Raw genomic sequence first — 21,430 nt, forward strand, 5'->3', positions numbered from 1 at the left:
TGGTCACGTGCGATTGCTGTTTGCTGATGATAACAACCTCGGCGAATGCTACCTGGGGGTCACGACAAAGATTTATTTGTCTTAGCGTTTGTCATGGCCACAGCTTTTGCCCGAATTTAGAAAGTCCTGATCAGCTCAAATGCAACGATAAAACTAACGCGACTTTTATTTTCAGGTTATAAAAATGGGGCCTTCCCAAACTAATGGATAAGCAAATTGCCAAAAATGGTTATTTGCCAGGACCTATGCAGTACTTGAAGAAAGTTAGAAATTTGGGCGTCACGTAGCAATAAGCACTTCCTCAGGTCAGATCCTGCATCAAGACAAAAGCTGATATCAGGTGATGGGCCATTTCGGCTAATTCTTGGTAATATGAGTGCTAAGCTTTGTTGAAAGTGCGGGGGCTATCTTTTCAATAAGGTATAGCATAAAAAACGGACATTAAATATCCGTTTTGGGATTTATAATGAGCTATATAGGTTTTCACTTTTTTTTTGTTTTCTATACAGATAATCTGAACAAGTTAAAGCGGCTCAATATTGTCTGTGTTACAACAGGCACTCTACCAATCATACCTATCAATTTATTTCTAATACCCGACTATTGTCACAGTAGTCGACTGGTAATCAATTATCTTGTGATAGGCCCAAGTCACCGTGGTAACATCTTTACGCAGTATGTGATAAAAATAGCGGTTAGACCGCAGCACATTTGTTGTGGATGTCTAAAATTCACCTCTTGCCAAAGTCAACGCCTGTACTATTTTGCTGGCTTTTTTTGACTTGCACTTATTATCTGTTCAAAACTGCACTGTCTTCGATAGTATTGTATCAGCATTATATAACAGGCTCTAATTTCCTCAGTTAAATTCCTCAACTCTATAGTTTGTACTTTATTACTATTTTAATAGATTATAAAATATAGTCGCTGGCTCTTCTGACCGTCTGATAACCTTATAATTCCCATACAACCGGCTGCTCTCATCATTTTAAAAAAAGAATATAAAGCCCCTCCCCCACCCCCCCCCCCGTTAAAAAATCACAACTATTCTCCATCCGCTATGCGCATCAGCTGTTTTAATGTTCTAAGTTCGATTCTGTCCACTCACTGTAAATAACTCGAATCATTAGGTTCTCGAAGTCTCTAAGGCATTTTTGTTCGAGCCGCTCCAATAGGAGAAGCTTCCTTCTTCCCATTGCTAAGAATGTACTTCTCTGATAATAATAGGTTGTAGCTAAGCAAACTTACCTTTTGCTCGTGAGGTGCTATTCTCAAACGCTTTGAAGCATACGCTACTTGATTTATGTGACTATACCGTAAACACCGTTTTTGGCAGCCTTCTAAACATTACTAAAATAGCCTGCCTTTCAGGTGTAAGTTAATTCGCTCGTGCAATATCACAATTGAGCCTTTATTAATGATGTTCTTGCTAGCACTGGATAATAAAGACCATGATTGCGGTCAGACCTTGTTCTAGCTGTGGAAGGATTTGAACGGTTCTTTTCGAATAGTAATAGAATCACTATTTGCGGCTTTTTAAAAGTACATTGTATCTCTTTTCTAGCTCAGCTGCAATTGGTGTTAAAAGTCTGCGAGACTCATCCTTTATTAGCAATGTAGATTCACTTTAGTCGAGGAAGTGTTTGAGGATTATACGGGATTAGGCAGTGGAAAGAATATATAATTTAGAAAAACATTTTTTTATACATGTATGTTTGTAGCGATAGGTATTCGTTATTTAGGACATTGAAACATTGTCTATTTGTGATTAACATTGGTATTTATTTGTTTTATCAGCTTTTCTCGTGAAAAGAAGCATTCACAAGTTATCTTTTTGAAATATTAATCTTAAATTATATTTTTTATTTTAAAAATTCTTCTTTGTTTTCTTTTTTCACTAACGATGACTTTATTTCTGTACCTTGAAAGGTTCTTTTTCAACTCCTTTCATATTATCTTATATAATTTTTATATAGTAGTGTTTATGGCTCTTCTACCTTTGTACATATCTTGATATTAGATAAGATTTCTAGTAGTATATTTAGTCAGTATATATTTTCTATCTTATTATTTTGTCTTTACCTAGCTCTTTCTAAGATTACATCTGTCCTGAAAAAGCTTCTTTTAAAGGTTTTTTTAGAATTTTTTGTACTCTCAATGTTTCTGTAAGATAGTATTCAGAACGTGTATTTATGTGTTACTCTTATTGTACAGGCTGTAATTCCTCTACAATTCTGACAGATTGCTTATTACATCTTCTTACGTACATTAAACCCTCTAACCGTTTAAATCGTTAATTCTAGATTTATTATTTTTTATTTAGTTTTGTATTTTTTATTCTCACAGGTTTATATATACATCGTAATAGTTTTTACATCAGGTATTGAATACAAAAACTTAGTCACTAGCATTCACTGGTCACATCCCCTCACATGATAGAATATTAAAAAGGCGTTGATAGTAATTCAAACTTTCATATTACGAAGGTAGGGGCATTGGGTTTTCATAAGTCATCGGACTTCCTAAATTGGTTAAGATAAAAATTGAAAAATATATAAGTTAGGATGTGTGTCAGTATTTTTTTATTATCTGATACCTATTCTACCTTCGTTAGTATTATTATCAGTATACATACTCACCCATAATAGATATCACACAACTCTCCATCAACGAATAACTTGATCAACGTGCACTTCATCGGCGAATTTACTCTTTCAATAATCGATGGAAGGGATTATACGCTATAAGTAACCAGGTAGATTACTCTAAGAGATAGTGAAGACTTGGGCTTGTTTAGATCATAAAAAACTCTAGGTTTGCTTTTCAGCAAAATACTTAAACCACTTATAAAATTTTTAGATACACAGAGGGATAGGTTGCTTCTGAATGTTTAGCCCTTGACTGTTAAAGTAGGGTATCTGCTGTCTTAGCTTGAGGATGATAATAGAGGGCTTAAATCACGTCATCAGTGATGCTTATTCGGGCTTCGGCTTCCATGCGCGCTAGCGCTGAACCAATACGTGTTGGAGCATATTGTCAATCGGCATTCATGCGCTGGAGCAGCTTCTATGCAAAACACCTATAGAGACGTATTAAACCCGTAAGCAAGTCACCGGCTGAAATATTATGTAGTGATGCTAAAGCAAAGTATGGTTTTGTGATCCAGTTCAGTGCGAGTCCGAATAATTAATATTCGGATGGGCATACATTGTAATTTTCCCGATTAGCACGTATCTCATTGCGCTTGGCAGCCATCTGCTAAACCGAAAATTTCCTCATCAGTCAGACTCGTTAAAAGATGGGAGGATAGATACAGAATATACGCGCCATAAGCCTGCAGTGAGAGGCATGTTCTCTTATAACTCTATTTACACATCGCTTATTGTTTATTTACAGAATAAAGGATGAGGGTACGATGATGATGGGCAAATAACGCCATATGCTGTACTTTCACGAAATGCACTTCGCTATACCAATTTATTCTGAGTGTGAGGTGTAGTTAGCGTCTTTTAGCGTACGGTCGTCACGAAAGCAACATCATATCATGTTAAATTTATAGAAATAAGGATTCGGCAGCCATTGGTCCATATGCGATATTTTTCGAGCTCTATAATGACCATCTTTTTGACGATGTGAAGGAACCGGTACCAAAGACATCAGAGTAAGGGAGGATTAAATACAGGGTTTAATTAATCGCCATGCTGAGTTGTGGATGTGAGTGGAAGTTAGATTATACATTATAATTGCAATGATATCAGATATGTATGGACAAAAACACTCTGTAGACCGCCTCAAATCGTGCTGATTAACGGCCGAGCCTAGCATTGTCTGGCATTTCGCTTTTTTTGAGATCGGACCCATAGTAGACAATTATATTAGTGTTTACAGTGGAGGGTAATTTCTGAACGAACTTTGTGTTTTCTCACAGAAGGAAAGTGGGGCGGTTGAGGGTATGTGGTTGGGAGTATATGGAGATTTATTGATTTCTTGGGTTTATGGTGTATTAGAGTATATAATAATACGACCGATATTAATGAGCGTGAGTTATGGTGCTGTTTTGTAGGTAGTTGGTTTGGAGCTGATATACGCCAGAAGCTACTAATCTTATAGGCCACTAATGGGCCCGGTGACTTATGCGGATAGTTTCCTGGAACTCGTTTTAAAGAGATTTCCTTGACAAGCAGATGAGGTACAATATTATTATAAACAATATTGTAGAAGAGGCTAAACCGTGCCTTAAAGGGCGTACTATGATATCGGGATAATTATGTGTGTTTAAATTGGGGATTTAAGGTGACCTATGGCGATTCACTTCATTTTTTTATTTAAGTCGCATTATTATCTGTTTAAAAAGTGACTTTTGTATGTTTGGTTTATATCGGATGGAGTAAATAATTACTATGTCAGTTAAGTATTAGTATTTAATATTCTCAGCATGAATATTTAGGGTCGAATTGTGGATATAACTACTCACTTCTAATCAAATCATATTTTAAAGCTAAGAATGATTCCAAGAATGTTGTGACTTATATATTATTATGCGGAAATTGTTATAGCTGTTGGCGATGGTGTTGATTTGTAGAGTGTTTGTGGGGCGGATGGCATATTAAAAAGGGTCACTCGTAGTTCTGTGAATTCAAAAATACTTCGGGCGTTCTAGTATTTACTTGCTTAGTTTGTTCAATTGATTATGATCTAAGAGAATTTATATTATTGAGATGAGAAAGTTCAGTTTTATCTTGTAGGTTGACTGTGGATGATTTTTATTTTTATAAACAAAAAATATATTACTGATTATGTATTAAATAATCGAAACTAACCGCATTCTACGATTGCAAGTGTGTTATTAAACTTAGGTTTTTTTGTTTTATTAGTTGGTAATCGCGGTTCTAATGGGTAATTTATAAGATAGATTTTACGTTATGAATTAAGGGTTTTAGGAGTACTTGGTTAAGTTGAGTAGGTAAGACTTTAGGTCTGTGTAATATTCTTTGTTATATTCGATTACACTGTTGATCTTGGGAGAACAAATTAATGGAATAAAAAAGCGAAACGTTTAAATATTTTAAGTTTTCTATCACAATTTTGTTAGCGTTCGCTTACTCGAAATTATGATCTAAGTTGTACACTGGAAATGTAGGTAACCTATAGTACTTAAATTAATATCTAACAAAGGTAATCATTAGACAAACGGGGATGGAGCGTTATCAGCATGAGGTTGCGGTCACTTGAGAGAATTATACACAGATGTTTTTGGGATATGCCGTGCCATCGATAAAGCTAACAAAGCGGGGGCGCTTTATATCTGTGCATTTTTACTTAACGAGCATAGACGGCTACCTTTGATGGTAGTTTTCTGCTACTATAGTTTAAGCGAATCTGCTAGAGTAGTGATAGGAGAATATAATTTCCATTGAGTATAATGGGTGGCAGGCCGGCGCAGGACCATAGTTAAATTGCAAGTTGTTAGAAATAGGCATTCAGTTCTTCGTTTATTTGTAATATGGCTAAAAAACTAGTGAAATTGTAGATCCTTTTTAATTACTTGGTTGACTAGAGTTTTAATGAGGTTTATATGGAAGATTGGCGGTTGTTTAAAGATACAGATTGATTATCATCTCATCTTATACTATAGGAGTTAGGAATATGGTTGATAGAGAAACGACGGATCGAATCATAGGAATTTTTCGACCTCTTATAATCGGGTTTACATACATAGTATCCTTGTCCTTGTAATCAGTGCGAATTTGACAGAGTGGGGTGGACAATACACTGACAAGTGTAGGGTGTCGGAGTGGCATTGAGAATTAATACTGGCAATTTTATTGTGAGGCAGGCATGAAACTTACTTTGACTAATGGATTGTAATCTCAGTGACTCTTATTCGCTGGGACTGTTAGCAGGTATTATTGTTCAATCTGATATGACACTATCATTGAGAGAGAGTGGTGCTTATATATTATTGCCTTAACGGATTACTGGAGAAAACAAGCGTAAGCTTTTTATGATTCTGCATTGACCTATACTCTCGGTTAGTAGCCAAGGGTATCACAAATCTAGATTGCTTTAGAACTAGATCCTAATAACGTTTGGATAATGATTTCCTTTTGTAAGAGTTTAAGTTAGTGTAATTGAGTTTAAGTCTTGTTCGCTGTGGTCATCTTTGAAGCTGAAGTGCATTAGAATATGACGAACGTTTTATTTGTTGGTGAGAACTTAAATGATAACCGTTCGCGATTTGTTTTGCACATATGTTGTCGACATGTTTTATCTCAGAAACAAACAATCATAACACAAAGAAACGTGATAGATTTTTAAATAGTATTTGATTTCTGTCAATTTAATTTTAAGCTTCTTTCATCAATCATTCTGTAGAGAGCTGTGTTAAACTTGATGACAGTGAGTTTGATTGAATGTTGTAGTTAGATGTTGAAAAACGTGGTTATTCTATTTATATTATAAACCTAGGGTATTTTAAAATCGGACAACGTGTGATGTAGGGTCGGTGGTTGTGGGGGGTATTGGATGGTTTTGGGTGGTTTTTTTGGTTTTATTGTAGGAGGATTATGGTAGCGGTAGTTTTTATGTAGTGTTTTAATAGGATTTATTAAATCTCTGTCTTATAGTAAAAGATGAACTATAAGTCTTGCGAAAATTGTTTCAGGTAGATTGGATGATGTATGTAGATGTACAATTTGTTTAATGAATGTCCAATTACCTTAATTTTTTGAGATGATATAATATAGATATAGAAAAAGAATATCCTTGGTATATGTAATTTCACTTTAACTTCAATTCTTGAATTTTTCTATTGAGTTATGAGTGTTTGTGGATTTTATGAGAGTGATGGTTTTTTTAATTTTTTGTATACAGGAAGTTGTCTGGAGAGTTTATTGTTTTTCTTATGAAAAGTAGTTACTTTTTTCATTTAGAATTATTATTCTGTATTCTTTTTGGTTAGGGGAATATTGTGGTTGAAATGTTATAGTTTTATTGTTTGTATGAATTGGTATTCATTTATCATATATATAATTATAATTATGATAATTGGGATTGTGAAAATGTTTGGAGAGGGTTGAAGAGACATTTGTGAGTAGAATTTGGTAGAGGAGGAATGAGGTTTGGATGTGATGGGTTATGTGGTTTAATTGTTATATTTAAAGAAATTGTGTAAAGAGCAATGTGCAAATTTTTTTTTGGTACGGATGGGTATAGAGATACGATATAGAATTATAAAATTTAAAGTTTTCTATTTAAATATCGAGACGATATTGTTTGTGAGCACGTTTGTTTATACGAGTTTTTAAAGTTAAGTATTGGCTTGATGTAGAAATATGTGATAGATATTTTAATAATTAATATTATGACACTAGTTAAATAGGTTTTATAATAAGTTACGGTAAAGTTTTTTAAATGCAAATAGGTTGAGAGCTTTTGTTGGTCAGTTGGGAGTGACAATTTTTTGGTATGATACTTTATTAAATGCGGCGGATGAATACCTGTTTGATGGAGGTGTTGAGATGGTTGTTTGCATATGTAGAGATGAGTGATTGGTTGTTGGAGTAAGAATGCGTTTAGCTAGATTTATTAAGATTGAGTTGGTGGATTTAATATGGTGAAGCAGTTTTTGAGTGAGGGGTATGAGGAGCAATGCGAAGTTTGTGGGTTAGGGTGAGATGAAAAGTTAGTATTTGTAATTTTGATCGATGTATGAGTTTTTGCGTTTTTTATATTGTTGGTGGGGGTATTGGGAGCGAGAACTGAGAGATAATATTTAGTAATTGATTAATATATAACGAGTTAGGAATTGTTTGATTTTATGATGTTATATTGGGGGAAATTTGAATAATTGCTGGAGTATAATTGTTGGAGTGTAGGAGGGTGGGATTGTGAGGTGTGGGGGGTGGATATTTAGAGTTATGGAATAGCTGTCTTGTTACGGTTGGGAGCGTGTGGAGGGGAGAGGAAGTAATTGAAGTAGGTTAGGATGTAAATGGTTTGGAAGGGGTGAGTTTGGAATTAGAGTTGTTTTAAGAGTGGTAGATTTTGGAAGTGGTGAAAGGAAAGTTTGTGTGGGTGTATAAGAAGATGTTAGGTGATATTTTAATGGAGGGAGGGTGAGGTGAGTTTGGGGAGAAATTGAGTAGGTGGGTGTAGAGAAGTGTAGTGTTTTAGAGTGAGAATGTTGGATGTGGTTTGGGTAAAATTATAGGGGGGAAAATGTTGGAGTAAATAGGTAAGTGTAAGTTGATTAGATTAAGAAGTGTAGGGTGGTTGAAGGGGGGTGATATGATTGAGTTGTATGATGGTAAAGTAGTTTTGGTTGGGAGTGGTGAAGAGTGTGGATGTGAATTGGAGTGTGGGGGGGGTGGGGGTTGGGGGAAGGTGGTATAAGAGTGGGGTGTTTAGGGTTTTGTTTTGGATAAGTGAAAGTGTGGTGTAGGAGGAAAGGGGAGTGTGGTGAGTGGTTGATAGAATGTGGGGTGAGTGGGTTGGAAGAAGGTTGTTTATAGGTGTAGTTGGGTGGAGGGTGGGGTGGGAGTGGTGTGGTGGGGTGGAGTAGGTGGGGTTGTAGGTAGGTGGTTTTGTTGGTTATTGTTGTTTGGAGTTTAAGGAGAGTTTGTTGTAGAGGTAATTTGGTGTTTGAGTATGTTGTGTTATGTATATGGGTTTTAGTGTAGTGGTTTTGAGTGTGGTAGTGATAGAAGGGTTAGTGAGGATGGGTTTGGTATGTTGTAGGAGGTAGTTGGGGGGTGGATTGTAGTTTGGTAGTGAGGTTGGGGGGGGGTTGGGGTTAGTGTATGGTGTATGGTTGTTTTGTGTGAGTTTGGTGAGTGGGTGTAGAGTGTGGGTTGGTAGTTAGTTGGTTTTATTGATGTTTTATGGTTTTGGTAGGATGTTGGTTTTGTTATTGTTTGTAAGGTGTGAGTTGTAGTTGTTATGTTAGGTTGTATTTTTGAGTGTTTTAGAGGGTTTGTGAGGGGAGGTAGGGTTTTAATGGTGTTTTGTGTGGTTTTATTTTGTTGTTGGGGGTGTTGGTTGTAGTTTGTTAGTATTGTTGAGGTGAGTTGTTGAGGTGTGGGTATGTGGAGTGTGTTTTGTAAGTTTATAGTAGGTGTTTTGTGTGTTGTGTTGTGGTTTTGTGGGTTTTGGTTAGGATTGTGATTTTGTTGGTGGGGTGGTTTTGTGGATTTTTGAGTTGGGGGTTGTGTTTTTTGTGTTGGTTTGGTTGTGGGATTTTGTGTTAGAGGGGTTGAGGAGGGATAGTTGTTTTAGGGGTTTGTTGTTGTTTGTGATGAGGGGTGTGGGGGGGTTGAGAAGGGGTGGGTTTGGTGTTAAGGTGGTGAGTGTTATTTGTATTGGGTTTTTGTGGGGAGTTGGTTGGTGTTAGTTAAGGTATGGGGGAAGTTTATAGGAAGAGTAAGTTTTGTTAGAGGTGGGAGTTAGGATTTTGGTTAGAAAGTAGGGTGTTATTGAGGGTGGTAGTTTTGATTGGGTATTGGTTGGGTTTTGAAGATTTGTGGTAGGTTAAGGGGTGTTGTGGTTTGGATTTATGAGATTTTTGAAGTGGGATGGGGGTGGTAATTGAGGGGTGGGGGTATTGATGATTTGATGGTTATTGAGATTTGGATGGGGGGTGGGTATAAGGTTGAGTTAGGTATAAAGTTGGGATGAGTGGGGTGAGTTGGAGGTGGTGTGAGGGGAATTTTTAGGGGGTAGGTGGGGATATTAGATATGTGAGTGTGATTTTAGGGGTTGGTGATAGATTTGATTTTGGGTTGGTGGTAGTGATTAGGTGGTGGGGATTAAGTGGGGGTATGGTGGTATTGGTGTGTGGTAGGTGAAAAGTGGGTATGAGAGTTTTTTAGAGTTGTAGGTATTTAAGTTTGGTGATGGGGTGGTAGGGTGGTATGGTGAGTAGGTGTTAATGGGTTTATAGTGGATGATGTAGTGGGGTTGGGGGGTAGGTGTAGAGTGTTTTGGTGTGTATGAGGGTTGGTTGGTGAGGGGGGGTTTGTTGGATTGTAATTGAATGGTAGGGGGTTGAGTGTTTTGTAGTTGTTTGTATTTGGTGTGTGGGTAGTGGGGTTAGGGTGTGTGGTTTAGGGTGGTGGGAGTTGATTGTAGTGATTTGTATGGGATTGGGGGATATGTGTGGTTGGATTGGAATTTTTTTAATGATTTGTGTTTGGAGGTTTGGGGATTGGTGGGAGGTTGGATTTTTATTTGGTGGGGAGTGAGAGTGGGGTTTAGGGTAGGGAAGGTTTGTGGGATAATAGGTAGGGTAGTGATTTGGGTTGGGGAGTTTGGAGTAGTAGGTAAATTTTTGTGTGTGGTGGTTGTTTGTTTGGGTGTGGTGGTGGGGTGTGGAAGGGGGGTTATAGGTATTGTGGTGAAGAGGGGTAGGGGATGTGGTGAGGTGTGTTTATTTTTTTTGGGTTTAGTGTGATGAGATGTGTTTTTGATTTTTAGGTAGTGGGTTGTGAAGGGGGGTGAGTGGTAAGGTGTTTTAGTGAGTAAATAGAGGGATTATTTAAGGTATAGATGGGGTAATTTGGATGGTAAGAGTTGGGAAATGATAAGGTTGATGAGGGAGGGAGGGTGGAGAGGTAAGTGGATTAGGTGGAGTTGAGGGTAGAAATTTGAGGAGTTAGGGAGATTTGGTAATGGATGTGGAAGGATTTGTTAATTGGGGGATGGGGAGGTGAATGTAGGGGGTTGATTAATGGGGTGTTAAAGGTTTGTTTGAGAGAGTGGGGTGAGAGATGGGGTAGTGATGTAGGGAGTTTGGTGAGGAGTTGTTTAGGAGAAATGTATTTGAGAGTTTATTTGTTTGAGGGGGAGGTAAAATAGTATTGGAAAGTGGGGTGAGGATGATTTAAATATGAGATAAAGGGTAATAAGGTTGTTTGTGTAAGATGTGGAGGTGGGAAGGATAGTGATAATGTGATGGTAGTATTTGAAGGAGTGTAGGGGGGGGGTGGTGAGTTAGAGGTAGATAGTGTTGGGGGAAGGTAGAGGTGATGATGAAGAGGATGAGGAAATGGAGAGTAAGGGTAAGAGATAAGGAAGGTTGTATGAGTAGGATTTGAGGGGGGGGTTTGGTTGTTGGATAATGATAGAGTAAGTGGTGGTAAGGGGTGTTGGGTGGTAATGAGAATGTGGATGGTAGGAGGAAGTATGTAATGATGTGGGGGGTGGGAAGGTGTTAGGAGGTGAGGTAGAGGTGGGGAGGTGGGGGGGGGGGAGGGAGGAGTGGGGTGGGTGGTAGGGGTGGGTTTGTGTGAAAGGAAGAATAGGAGGGGGAGAGTTAAATTGGGGAGGGTAAGTGAGTATGTGTGGGGGGGAGGGGAGTTTTGTGAGGGATGGGGATGTTAGGAGAAGGGGGTGTGGGGGGTGGTGGGTGTGGTGTTTGTTGATTGAGTGGTTGAGTTGTAGTGTGAGTGGGGGAGTGGGGAGTGTTGTTTGGTTATTTTAGTGGTGAGGTTTGTGTGTTGGGGGGTGTGGGAGTTAGGGGTTGGATTTGTTTGTGAGGTTTTTGTGTTTGAGGGTTTGTTAGTTGGAGGGGGGGTTATAGTGGTGTGGTGAGGTGGGGTTTTTGGGAGGGAATATGTAGTTTAGGTGTGATAATTTGGTATATAGGTGGTTGATTGATGTTGGAGGAGGGGTGTGATTAAAAGTTTGAATGGTTAAGGGGGATAGTGTTGTGGATGGTGATTTTGTAGAGAAGTGTTTATGGAAGTGTAGTGGTATTTGATTGGGGGTAGTGTAAGGGGGGGGGTGTTGGGAGGTGGTGTTTGTTTATTTGATTGGTTTATAGTTATAATTAGTTGTGATTTGAGAAGGGATTTAAGGGGAGATTGGTGGGATGGGGTTGGGTGTTGGAATAGGGGGGGAAATGTTGTGAGTTTTTGTAGATGTTATTTGTTGTTTTGGTTATTAGGATGGGAATAGTGTAAGTTAGGTAGGAGTGGTGTGATTTGAGTTTGTTTGGAGTGTAGGGGGATTTGTAGGGTGTGGGGGTGGAGTAGGGTATTTGGGGAAGGGAGGGAGGGAAGGAGGATAGAATTGAGGTATTTTGGTGAATGTGAGAGGTGAGGTGGTATAGGAAATGGAGTATTTGGGAGGTTATAGGATTGAATGATGGTGGAGATGGGAGGGGTGGTTAGGGTATTGTTGGGTGAGGTTGGTGAGGAATTTTAGGAGGTAATGTTGATTTTGTATAGTAGGGTGGTGAAGGTGAAGTTGGTTAGTGATATTTGTTTTTGTAGAAGGTGAGGATTGTAAGGAATGTTAGTGGTAGTTTGAATGTGAGAGTTGTGTGGAATGAAATGGAGATAGGGTTGGGGGAGAAGGAGATGATTGAATAGGATGATTTTGTGAAGAGTAAGGAAGGGAGTTTGTAGTTTATGGGGGGTAATAATGAGATATTGAGATTTGTGAGAAGGATGTAAGTATATTTGAAATGTTAGGGAGGTGGTTTGTGTATTAGTGTATGATGGAAGTTGATAGGAAGATTGATTGTAGAATGGTAGTGAATTATTATTGTTTGGGGTGAATATAGTATTAGGGGGGGTTGTGGAGTAAGAGATGTAGTGTAGTTTTGAGGGAGTAGTTGGATTGGGAAGTATGTTAAGTTGAGTGTTGATGGGGGGTGGAGTAGATGAGTTTAGAAGAGGGGGGTAGATTGGTGGTATAGAGGAGAGATGATGTGTGATATTGAATTTAGGTGGAGATGATTTGGGGTGTGGGTGGGATGGGGTGTGGAGGGGGTGAAGGGTTGGTGAATTTGGTAGATGAATGTGTGGTATTTTAAGTTTTTTGAGAGTTGTGTTTGAGATTTAGTTTGGTAATATTGATGGAGGTTTTGTTGGGAATGTGGATAAAGTAATGTGTTGATTAATAAGAATGTGGTAGTAGATGATTAATGTTTTTGGGAAGTTTAGGTATTGGGAAGGGGGTTATAAGGGTGGTGGTTGGTTGAAGGTAATTTGGTGTATGTGTGGATTAAGTTGGGGTGAATTGTTTGGGGGAGAAAGAGGGGGTGTGAGTTGATTATAAAGGGTAAGGGGGTGGGGTGATTGATGTTTGAATTTTTGGGTAGAAGGGTGAGTGAGGGTAAGTGAAGATGTAGGATTGTAGGGTAGAGTGGAGTATGATGGGAGGTAGGTTTAGTATAATGTGTTTGGTTGAGGGATTGGGGGTGATGGTAGATGTAGAGAGATTGTTGTTTGGAGTGGTGTTGGGGGGGTGGTAGTTGATTATTTTAGGGGTTGAGTGGATGTAGTTTGGTAGATAATTTTGTGAAGGTGAGGGTTTTGTGGGGTGTGTTGTGGAATTGATTAAAAGGTTGGTTTAGGGTGTTTAGGTATGAGGTAAGGGTTTGAATGGAGTGGTGTGTTGGTGTGAGTTTTTGTTGATTTGTGGGGGGAGAGAGATGTGTTATAGTGTATTGTGGTTGTTTTGAGATAGAGAGATGAGTTTGATTGTTGTGGGAAGTGTGAGTTGTTGGTTGGGGGGAATTGGGGAAATTGTTGGGATGTGGTTGGGATGGGGTTTGTATGTGTTAGTGGGTGGATGTTTGTTGTTTGTGGAGAGGTTAAGGGAAGAATGTGGATGGGTGTAAAGGGGGAGTGTGTGAAAATGGTTGAATATTGTAAAAAAAAAGAGGTTTATGTATAAAGGGTGGGTGGGTGTGTAGTGTGTTGGTGGATTTTGGGTTTATATGAGTGTGGTGTGGAGATGGAGGTAGAATTGGAAGTTGTGGTTATAAGGAGGTAAATTGGATAGGGAATGAGGGATTAAGTTGGGTTAAGGGGATTGGGATAGGAGTGTTATGAGTAATGTTTGGGGAATTTGTTTAGTTGATTTGATTAGTATAGGAAGTGGGTAGGTGTGTGGAGGTGGGATAGGAGTATAAGGTGGGTATGATGATTTATGGTTGTTAAGGGGGGATGGGGTATAGGGATGGTTTTGGTAATGTTTTATGAAGGGGTGTTTTGTCTGGAGAGGTAGGTTATGGGGTGAGGAAATAGGGTGTGGAATGATAGAGAGAGGGGTAGTTTGTAAGGAATGGAGGATTGTATGGTTGGTAGGTTTTTGAGAGTTGGGAGGTTAGGGAGTTGGTGTGGGTGAGTGGGAGGGGTAGGGGGGGGGATTGATATGTGGTGTGGTTGGTAGGGTGTGTTTTAGTTATTGGATTTTTTCTGATGGATTGGATTAGTGGATTTAGTATATGTATTTGAGAGAGATAGTAGTTATGGAGGTGTGGTGTGTGTAGAGAGTTGATTTTAGGGAATGAGTTATGTTAGCGTTGTTGTGGTGTGGAGTTAGTATTGTTGGGAGAGTGGTGTTGTGGTGGGGATTTAGGCTGTATGGAAAGATGATTTGGTGGGTAAGTGTAGAGTGAGTGGTGTGTATGGTAGTAGGAATTTTGGTGAAGATAGAGGTTGTTATGAGGAGGAAAGGGGGGGAGTGGTGAGTAGGGGTGTGGGGTTATGGTGGAAGGGTTGGGGGTGTGAGTATTGTGTGTGGGGGTTGTTAATGGGGAGTGGGGGAGGGTGGTATAAGTGGGTGAATGTGAGGTGTTGGGGGGTGTGTGGGTGTGTGAGGGATGTGTAGGTGGTGTTGTTTGGGGTGGTGGGTGTGGTGGTGTTGGGTGGGGGTGGTTTGGGTGTGGTGTGGGGTGTTGGGGGGGGTGGGTGGTGGGGGTTGGGTGGTGTGGGTGTGGGTGGGGTGGGGGGGTTGTGTTGGGTGTTGTTGTGGTTGGGGGGGGTGTTGGGTGGTGTGGTGGGTTGGGGTTGTGGTTGTGTTGGTGTGGTTTTGGGTGTGGTGTGGGGTGGTGGTTGTTGGGTTGGTGTGTGGTTTGTGGGTGGGGGTGGTTGTTGGGGGTTGGTGGTTGTGTTGTGGGTGTGGGTGTGGGTGTGTTGGTGGGGGTGTTGGTTGGTGTGGGGGTGGGGTGGGGGTGTGTTGTGTGTGTGGTTGGTTTGTGGGTGGGGTTGGGGTGTGGGGGGGTGTTGTTGGTGGTTGGGGTGGGGGTGGTTTGGGGTGTGTTGGTAGTGGGTGTGTAGAGTGGGGGTGGGGTTGGTGTGTGGGTTGGTTTTTGTGTGAATTAGAAAATTTTGCATTTTTATTGGTATCCGCACGTTCAATGTGCATTTGAAGGAGGGATTGAGAATGTGGTGGAGGGTTGTGGAGGGGTAGGGTGTTGTGTGGGGTGTTAGAGAATGTGGGTGGGAATTTGTGAAGTTGGGTGGTGTGGGAGAGGTGTGTTTTGGATGATGATGGTGATGTGGTTGTAGGTATGAGTTAAGGGGGTAGGAGAGGGTGGAGTGTGGGTATATTGGGGGGAGTTTTGTTTGGATGAGAGGTTATGTGTGGTTTGTGTAGTTGAGTGGAGTAGGGTTGTGGGGGTTGGCGGGGTTGTGGGTGGAGAAAGGTAATGTGAGGTATTTGTGTTTTTAGAGAAAGATGGGTAGAAAAGAGGGGGTAGGTGGAGATGTATTGTAATGTGATGTAGTGGTTGGTTGATGGTGAGTGGGTGTTAGTGTTTGTTTTTTTAATGATTTTTGTTAGGTGTTATGATTTGAGGGTTATTTGAATTTTTGTAGGGTTGTTGAGTTTGTATAAGGGAGTGTAATATTGTTGGTGGTGTGATTGTGAATGATTGGTAGATAGTTTTTTGTAAAAGATTTTATTTATAGTATATTGTAATGTATGTAAAGGTGTTTGATTGTTTTTTTATGTGGGGAGGGTAATAATATGTATGTAGTGTTTGGTGTTTGGAGTGTAAGGGTGATGAAGGTGTGTGTGGAATGGTGGTATGGGATTTTTTGATAGGGTTGAGGGGTGATTAAATATGGTAAGTTTGGAGTGATTGGTGGAATGTGTGTTTTAGATTTGTGAGTTGGTGGTTATGAGTTATTTTGTTAAATTTTTTGTAGGGATAGGGGGAGAGTTGGTGTGAGGTGTGTAGATTGTTATTGTGGAAGTGAGGGTGGAAAGGGGATAGGGATGAGGGGGAAGGTTGTGTATTAAGAGAGTTGGGAGTAAGGGATAGTATTTTGGGTGGGGAGGTATGGGGATGGGAATATGAGGGTGGTAAATTTGGGTTTTGAAGTGTGAGATTTGATTATGTTATAGTTGAAGTAGGTGGGGATTGGGTGTTTTGGGGAGGAAATTAATGTGGTGTTATTTGAATTTTTGGGGGTGGGAATGTAAGTGATTGGGTGGGGGATTTTGGGTTTTGGGAGGATAGTGTATTTGAGGAAGATGGGATTAATGATTTATTTGTTGTGATATGTGGGTGGTAAGTGTAGGGGGTTTTGTGGATGTTAGGGGGTTTGTGAGTTGAGGGGGATGTTGGGTTGTTTTTTTATAGTGGTTTGTGATGGGGGGGGGGGGGTGTTGGTAGTGTGTGGATAGGGGGGGGGGAGTGTATGTGTTGAGGTATTGGTTTTAGAGATTGTGGGATGGGGTATTATTAGAGTAATTATGTTAAGTGATTGGTGGGAGGTTGTAAGAGTGAGAGGGGGGGATGTGATAGGGTTTATTGGTTATGGGTGTGGAATTGATAAGGGGTAATGAGGGTAATGTTAGGAGTTTTGTGAGTGTGTTAAATGAAGGGGGGGGGTTGGATATTGATTAGAGAAATTTGGAGTAGAGGTAGTTGGGAGAGGGGGGGGTAGGATAGGTTGTGAGGGATTTTAGGATAGGAGGAGGTGTGGTGGTGGATATTGTTTATGAGAGTGTGAAGATGGGTTTGAAGATTAGAGTGTTGGGGGTAGGGTGGTAGTGGGGTGAGTGGTTTTTGTTGAGAGGAGATGAGGTAAGGAGGTTTTAATTTGTTGGAAGGTTTAAGAGGAGAGATGATTGGGGTGTAAGGTTTTGGATATTATGGATAATGAGAGTGGAGATGATAGGGGTTTGGGGAGTTGAGTGTAGATAGATATGTTTGTTAAGATTGATGGTGGAGAGGTTGAGAGTGATGGGGGGGAGTGAAGAGATTGTGTGTTGAGGATGATGAATGGGAGTTGTTGGTAATGAGGAGTTTTGTTGTTGGGTGTGAGATGATAGGTAAGGGGAGAGGGTGAGTTGAGATTTAAGGGGTGATGTGAAGTAGGGTGGGTATTGTTAGTTTATAAGGGGGGGGATTGGAGTAGTTGTATGGTGAGTTTTGTGAAGAATGGATGGGGTTGGGTTGGATGAGAGATTGTTTATATTGGTAAGGGTGGTTGGTGGGAGGAGGTATAGAGGGTTTTTGTAATTGGGGGATGTAATTGTTTTAGTAGGGGGGTGTTGAGGGGTAAGGGTAGTGGAGATTTGGGTTGATAGTGGGGAGAGGGTTTAGGTAAGGGTTAGGAGGGAGTGAGATGATATATGGGTGGTGTTTGGATGGAAGAGAATGAGGGTTGGTATTTGTTTGGAGGGGTGGAGTGGTTGGGGGGTTATAAGGGATTAGGAGGGGGTAGTTGGTTTGTTTATTGGGGGGTATGGGAGGGGGTGATGTTGAGGGTTGTTGGGAATTGTTTATGTTGGATTTTTTGTTTATATGGTAGGGTGGTGGTGGGTTATAGGGGAGGAGGTTTTGTTAAGATATTGGTGAGGGGTTTGTGGTTGAGGTGTGGGGGGGTGTGGTTTTGTAGGAGGGGTTGAAGGGGGATAGTTATGTAGGTGGAGTGTAGGTTGGGTGGGGATTAGATGGGGATGTGTGAGGAGTGTGGGGTGTTTGGTGGGGTGTAGAGGGTGTTGTGTTATGTGTTTGGTGGTGTGTTGTGGAGGTGTTGGGATGGTGGTGATTTGAGGGTTGGGGGGGAGGGTAGTAGAGGAGTTGTGGGTAGTAGGATGTTTTATAGGGTTTGGGGGTGTTGGGGGGGTAGAGATTTGGGGATGGTGATGTGTGAGTTGGGGTGGGGTAAGGGTTGGAATGTTGGAAGTATGGAGGATGGGGAGGTGGTATGAGTAGGTAGTATGGTTTAAAGAGTTAAGTGTTTTATGTTGAGTTTTGGTGGGGTTGGATTGGTGTTGGGATTAATGTTTTTTTTATGAGTTGTGGGGTATGATGTGGTTGTATTTTAGGTGATTGGTTAGAGGATGGGAAGGGAGTGTTGGTGGGTGTGGTGAGGGTGGTGGGTTTGGGGTTGGTGTGTTAGGGGGGATTGGGTGTGTTGATATGTGTGAGGTTGTGTGGGGGTGTGGGGTGGGTTTGGTTGGGTGTGGGGGTAGGGGTTTGGTGGTTGTTGGGGGTGTGGTGGTGGTGATGGTTATGTTTAGTTGTTGTGGTTGTTAGTTATATGTATTTTGTGTTTTTGTTTGGGGGTTTTGGTGGAGGTAGGGTGGTTGGTTTGGGTGTGGTTTAGTGGTGAGTGTGGGTGAGGGGGTTGTTGGGGGGTGTTGTGTTGGGGGTGATAGATTTAGGGGTGGTAGGGGTATGGGGATGGGGTGAGAGGTGTAGTTGTGTTGATGTTGAAGGTTTATGATTATAGAAGTTTGTGTGGGATAATGAGGTGGGGGGGATGGGTGGGTTGGGTTGTTGGTGTTGGGGTGGGGGGTTTGGTGGTTGTGGGGGTTGGGTTTGTGGTGGTGGGTGGGAGGTTGTGGTAGTGGGGTTGGTTGGGGTTTGGGTTGTGTGGGTGGGGTTGGTGTTGTGTGTGTGGGTTGGTTGTGGTGTTGTGTTGTGGTGGTTGGGGGGTTGGTTTGTTTGTGTTGGGTAGGTGGTGGTGTTTGGGGTGGGGGTGTTTGGGGTTGGTTGTGGGGTGGGGGGTGGTTGTTTGGTTGGTGGGGGTGGGTTTAGTGTTGGGTTTTTGTGTTTTGTGTGTTTTTTTTTTTGGGTGTGGTTGGAAAATGGTTTTTTTTTTTTGGGGGGGTTTTTTTTTTTTTTTGGGGGGGGAAGATGTAGAGATGAGATAGTTAAGAGAAGAGGAAGATGTGATGGATAGGGTAAAGAGGTGTGGGAGGTAAGTTATATTTGAGGGATATTGTAGGGAAGAGGGTTGTGGAGGATGGGTAGAGTTATTGTATTTTGTTATTGTGGTGTGGGTTTGTTGAAGAAGAGGAAGGTGAGTATATATGATGGGTGGGGGATTGTAAAATTTGGGAGGGGTATGGAAGGGGTTGTGTGTAGTTGGATGGGTGTGGTTTGGGTAGGGTGGGTGGGGGGGGGGGAGTGTTGTGAGTGGGGAGTGTTTTGTTTAGTAATTTATTTGGGTTTTGGTTGGTTGTTTTTGGTGTGGTGGGGTGGTTGTGGGGTGTGTGAGGGGTATGGTTGGTGTGGGTGGGGGTGTTTAAGGGTTGTTGGTGGGGTTTGTGTTTGTGGTGGTTGGGGGTTGTATAGTGTGGGGGTGTGGGGTGGGTTGGAGGGGGGGTGGGTGTTGGGGTGGGTTGGTGTGTGGGTGGTGGGGGTGTTGGGGGGGGTTTGAGGTTTGGTGGATGGGTGTGGTGTTGGGGGTGTGTGGTGGGGGGGTTGTGGGGGGTTGGTGTGTTGGATGGGGATTGGTTTGGTGGGGTGGAGGGGTTGGGGTGGGTGGGTTGGGGGGGGTTGGGGGTGTTTGGTGTGGGGTGGGGTGTTGTTGGTTGGTGTTGTGGATGGGGGTTGGGTGGTGGGGTTGGGGTTTTTTGTGTTGTGGTGTTTGGGTGGGGGGGGTGTGTGGGTGGGGTGGTGGGGGGTGGTGGGGGTTTGTTGGTGTGGTGTTGGGTGGGGGTGTGGTGTGTGGTTTTGGGGTTGTTTGGTGGTGGGGGGTGGTTGTTGGGGTGGGGTGTTGTTTGGGGGGGGGTTGGGTGGTTGGTGGGGTGTGGGGGTGGTGTTGGTGGGGTGGGGGGGTGGGGGGTGGGGGGTTGTGGTGGTGTTGTTTGGGTGGGTGGGGGGGGTGGGTGGTGGGGGGGGTGGGGTTTGGGGGTGGGGGGGGTGGGGTGTGGTGGTGGTGTGTGGGTGGTGTGGTTGGTGGGGGGGGGGGTTGTGTTGGTGTGGTGGTGGTGTTGTTGGTGGTGGTGTTGTGTTTGTGTTGTTGGTTGTTGTGTGTGGGGGGGGTGGGGTGGTGTTGGTTTATGGGGTTTGGGTGGTGGTGGGGGTGGGTGGGGGGTGGGGTGGTGGTGGGTGGGGTGGGTGGTGGTGTGGTGGGGGGTATGGGTGTGTGGTTAGGGTGTGTTGGTGTGGGTGTGTTTGTGGGTGGGGGGGGGTGGGGGTGTGGGGTTTGTGGTGGGGGGGTTGGGTGGGTGGGGGGTTGATGGTTTGGGGTGGTATTGGGTGTGTTTTGTGGGTGTTGTTGGTTTTGTGTTGTGGGTGTTTGGTGTTGTGTTTGTTTTGGGGGGGGGTTTGTGTGGGTGGGGTGGGTGGGGTTGGGTGTGGGGGGGGTTTTGGTTGGGTTGGGGTTGTTGGGGGTGTGTGTTTTGTGGGGTGTGTGGGTGTTGGGGGGGGTGGTTGGTGGGGTTGTGGTTGTGGTTGGTTTGTGTGGGTGTGGTGGTTTGGGGGGTGTGGTGGGTTGGGGGGGTGTGTTTGGTGGGGGGTTGGGGTGGGTGGGTGTTGGTGGTTGGGTGGTGAGGGGTTGGTGTGGGGGTGTGGGGGGTGGGGGGTGGGGGGGGGTGGGTGTGGGGGGGGTGGGTTGGGTGGGGGGTTGGGGTGTGGTGTGGGGGTGTTGGGTTGGTGGGTGGGGGGGGGGGGGTGGTGGTGGTGGGGGTTGGGGTGGGGGGGGGTGGTGGGTGGGGGGTGTGGTGGGGGGGTGTTGGGTTGGGTGGGGGGGGGGTGGGGTGGGTGGGGGTGGTGTGTTGGTGGGGTGGGGTGGTTGTGGGGGGGGGGGGGGGTGGTGGTGTGGGGGTGGGTGGGGTGGTGGGTGGGGTGGGTTGGGGTGGTGGGGGTGTGGGGGGTGGGTGGGGGTGTTGTGGGGGGGTGGGGTGGGGTGTGGGGGTGGGGGGGGGGGTGGGGGTGGGGGGGTGTGGGGGTGGGGGTGTGGTGGGGTGTGGTGGGGGTTGGTGGGGTGGTGGTGGGTGGGGTGGGGGTGGTGGGGTGGTGGGTGGGTGTGGTGGGGTGGGGGGTTGGTGGGTGGGGGGGGGGGGGGGGGTGGGTGGGGGGGAGAGTGGGGGTGTGGGTGGGTGGGGGGGTGGGTGTGGGGGGGTGGGGGTGGGGGGTGGTGGGGGTGGGGGGGTGGTGGTGGGGGGGGGGGGTGGTGGGGGGGGTGGTGTGGGGGGGTGTGGGTGGGGGGGGGGGGGGGGGGTGGGTGGGTGTGGGGGTGTGGGGTGTGGGGGGGGGGTGGGGGGGGGGTGGGGTGGTGTGGTGGGGGGGGTGGTGTGGGGGGTGGGGGGGGGTGGGGGGGGTGGGGGTGGGGGGGGGGGGGGTGGGGGTGGTGGGGGGTGGGGGGGGGGTGGGTGGGGGGGTGGGGGGTGGGGTGGTGGGGGGGGGGTGGGTGGGGGGGGGGGGGGGGGGTGGGGGGGTGGGTGG

Origin of the sequence: Psychrobacter sp. AH5 (genome assembly GCF_040371085.1) — a bacterium.
Taxonomy (GTDB): Bacteria; Pseudomonadota; Gammaproteobacteria; order Pseudomonadales; family Moraxellaceae; genus Psychrobacter.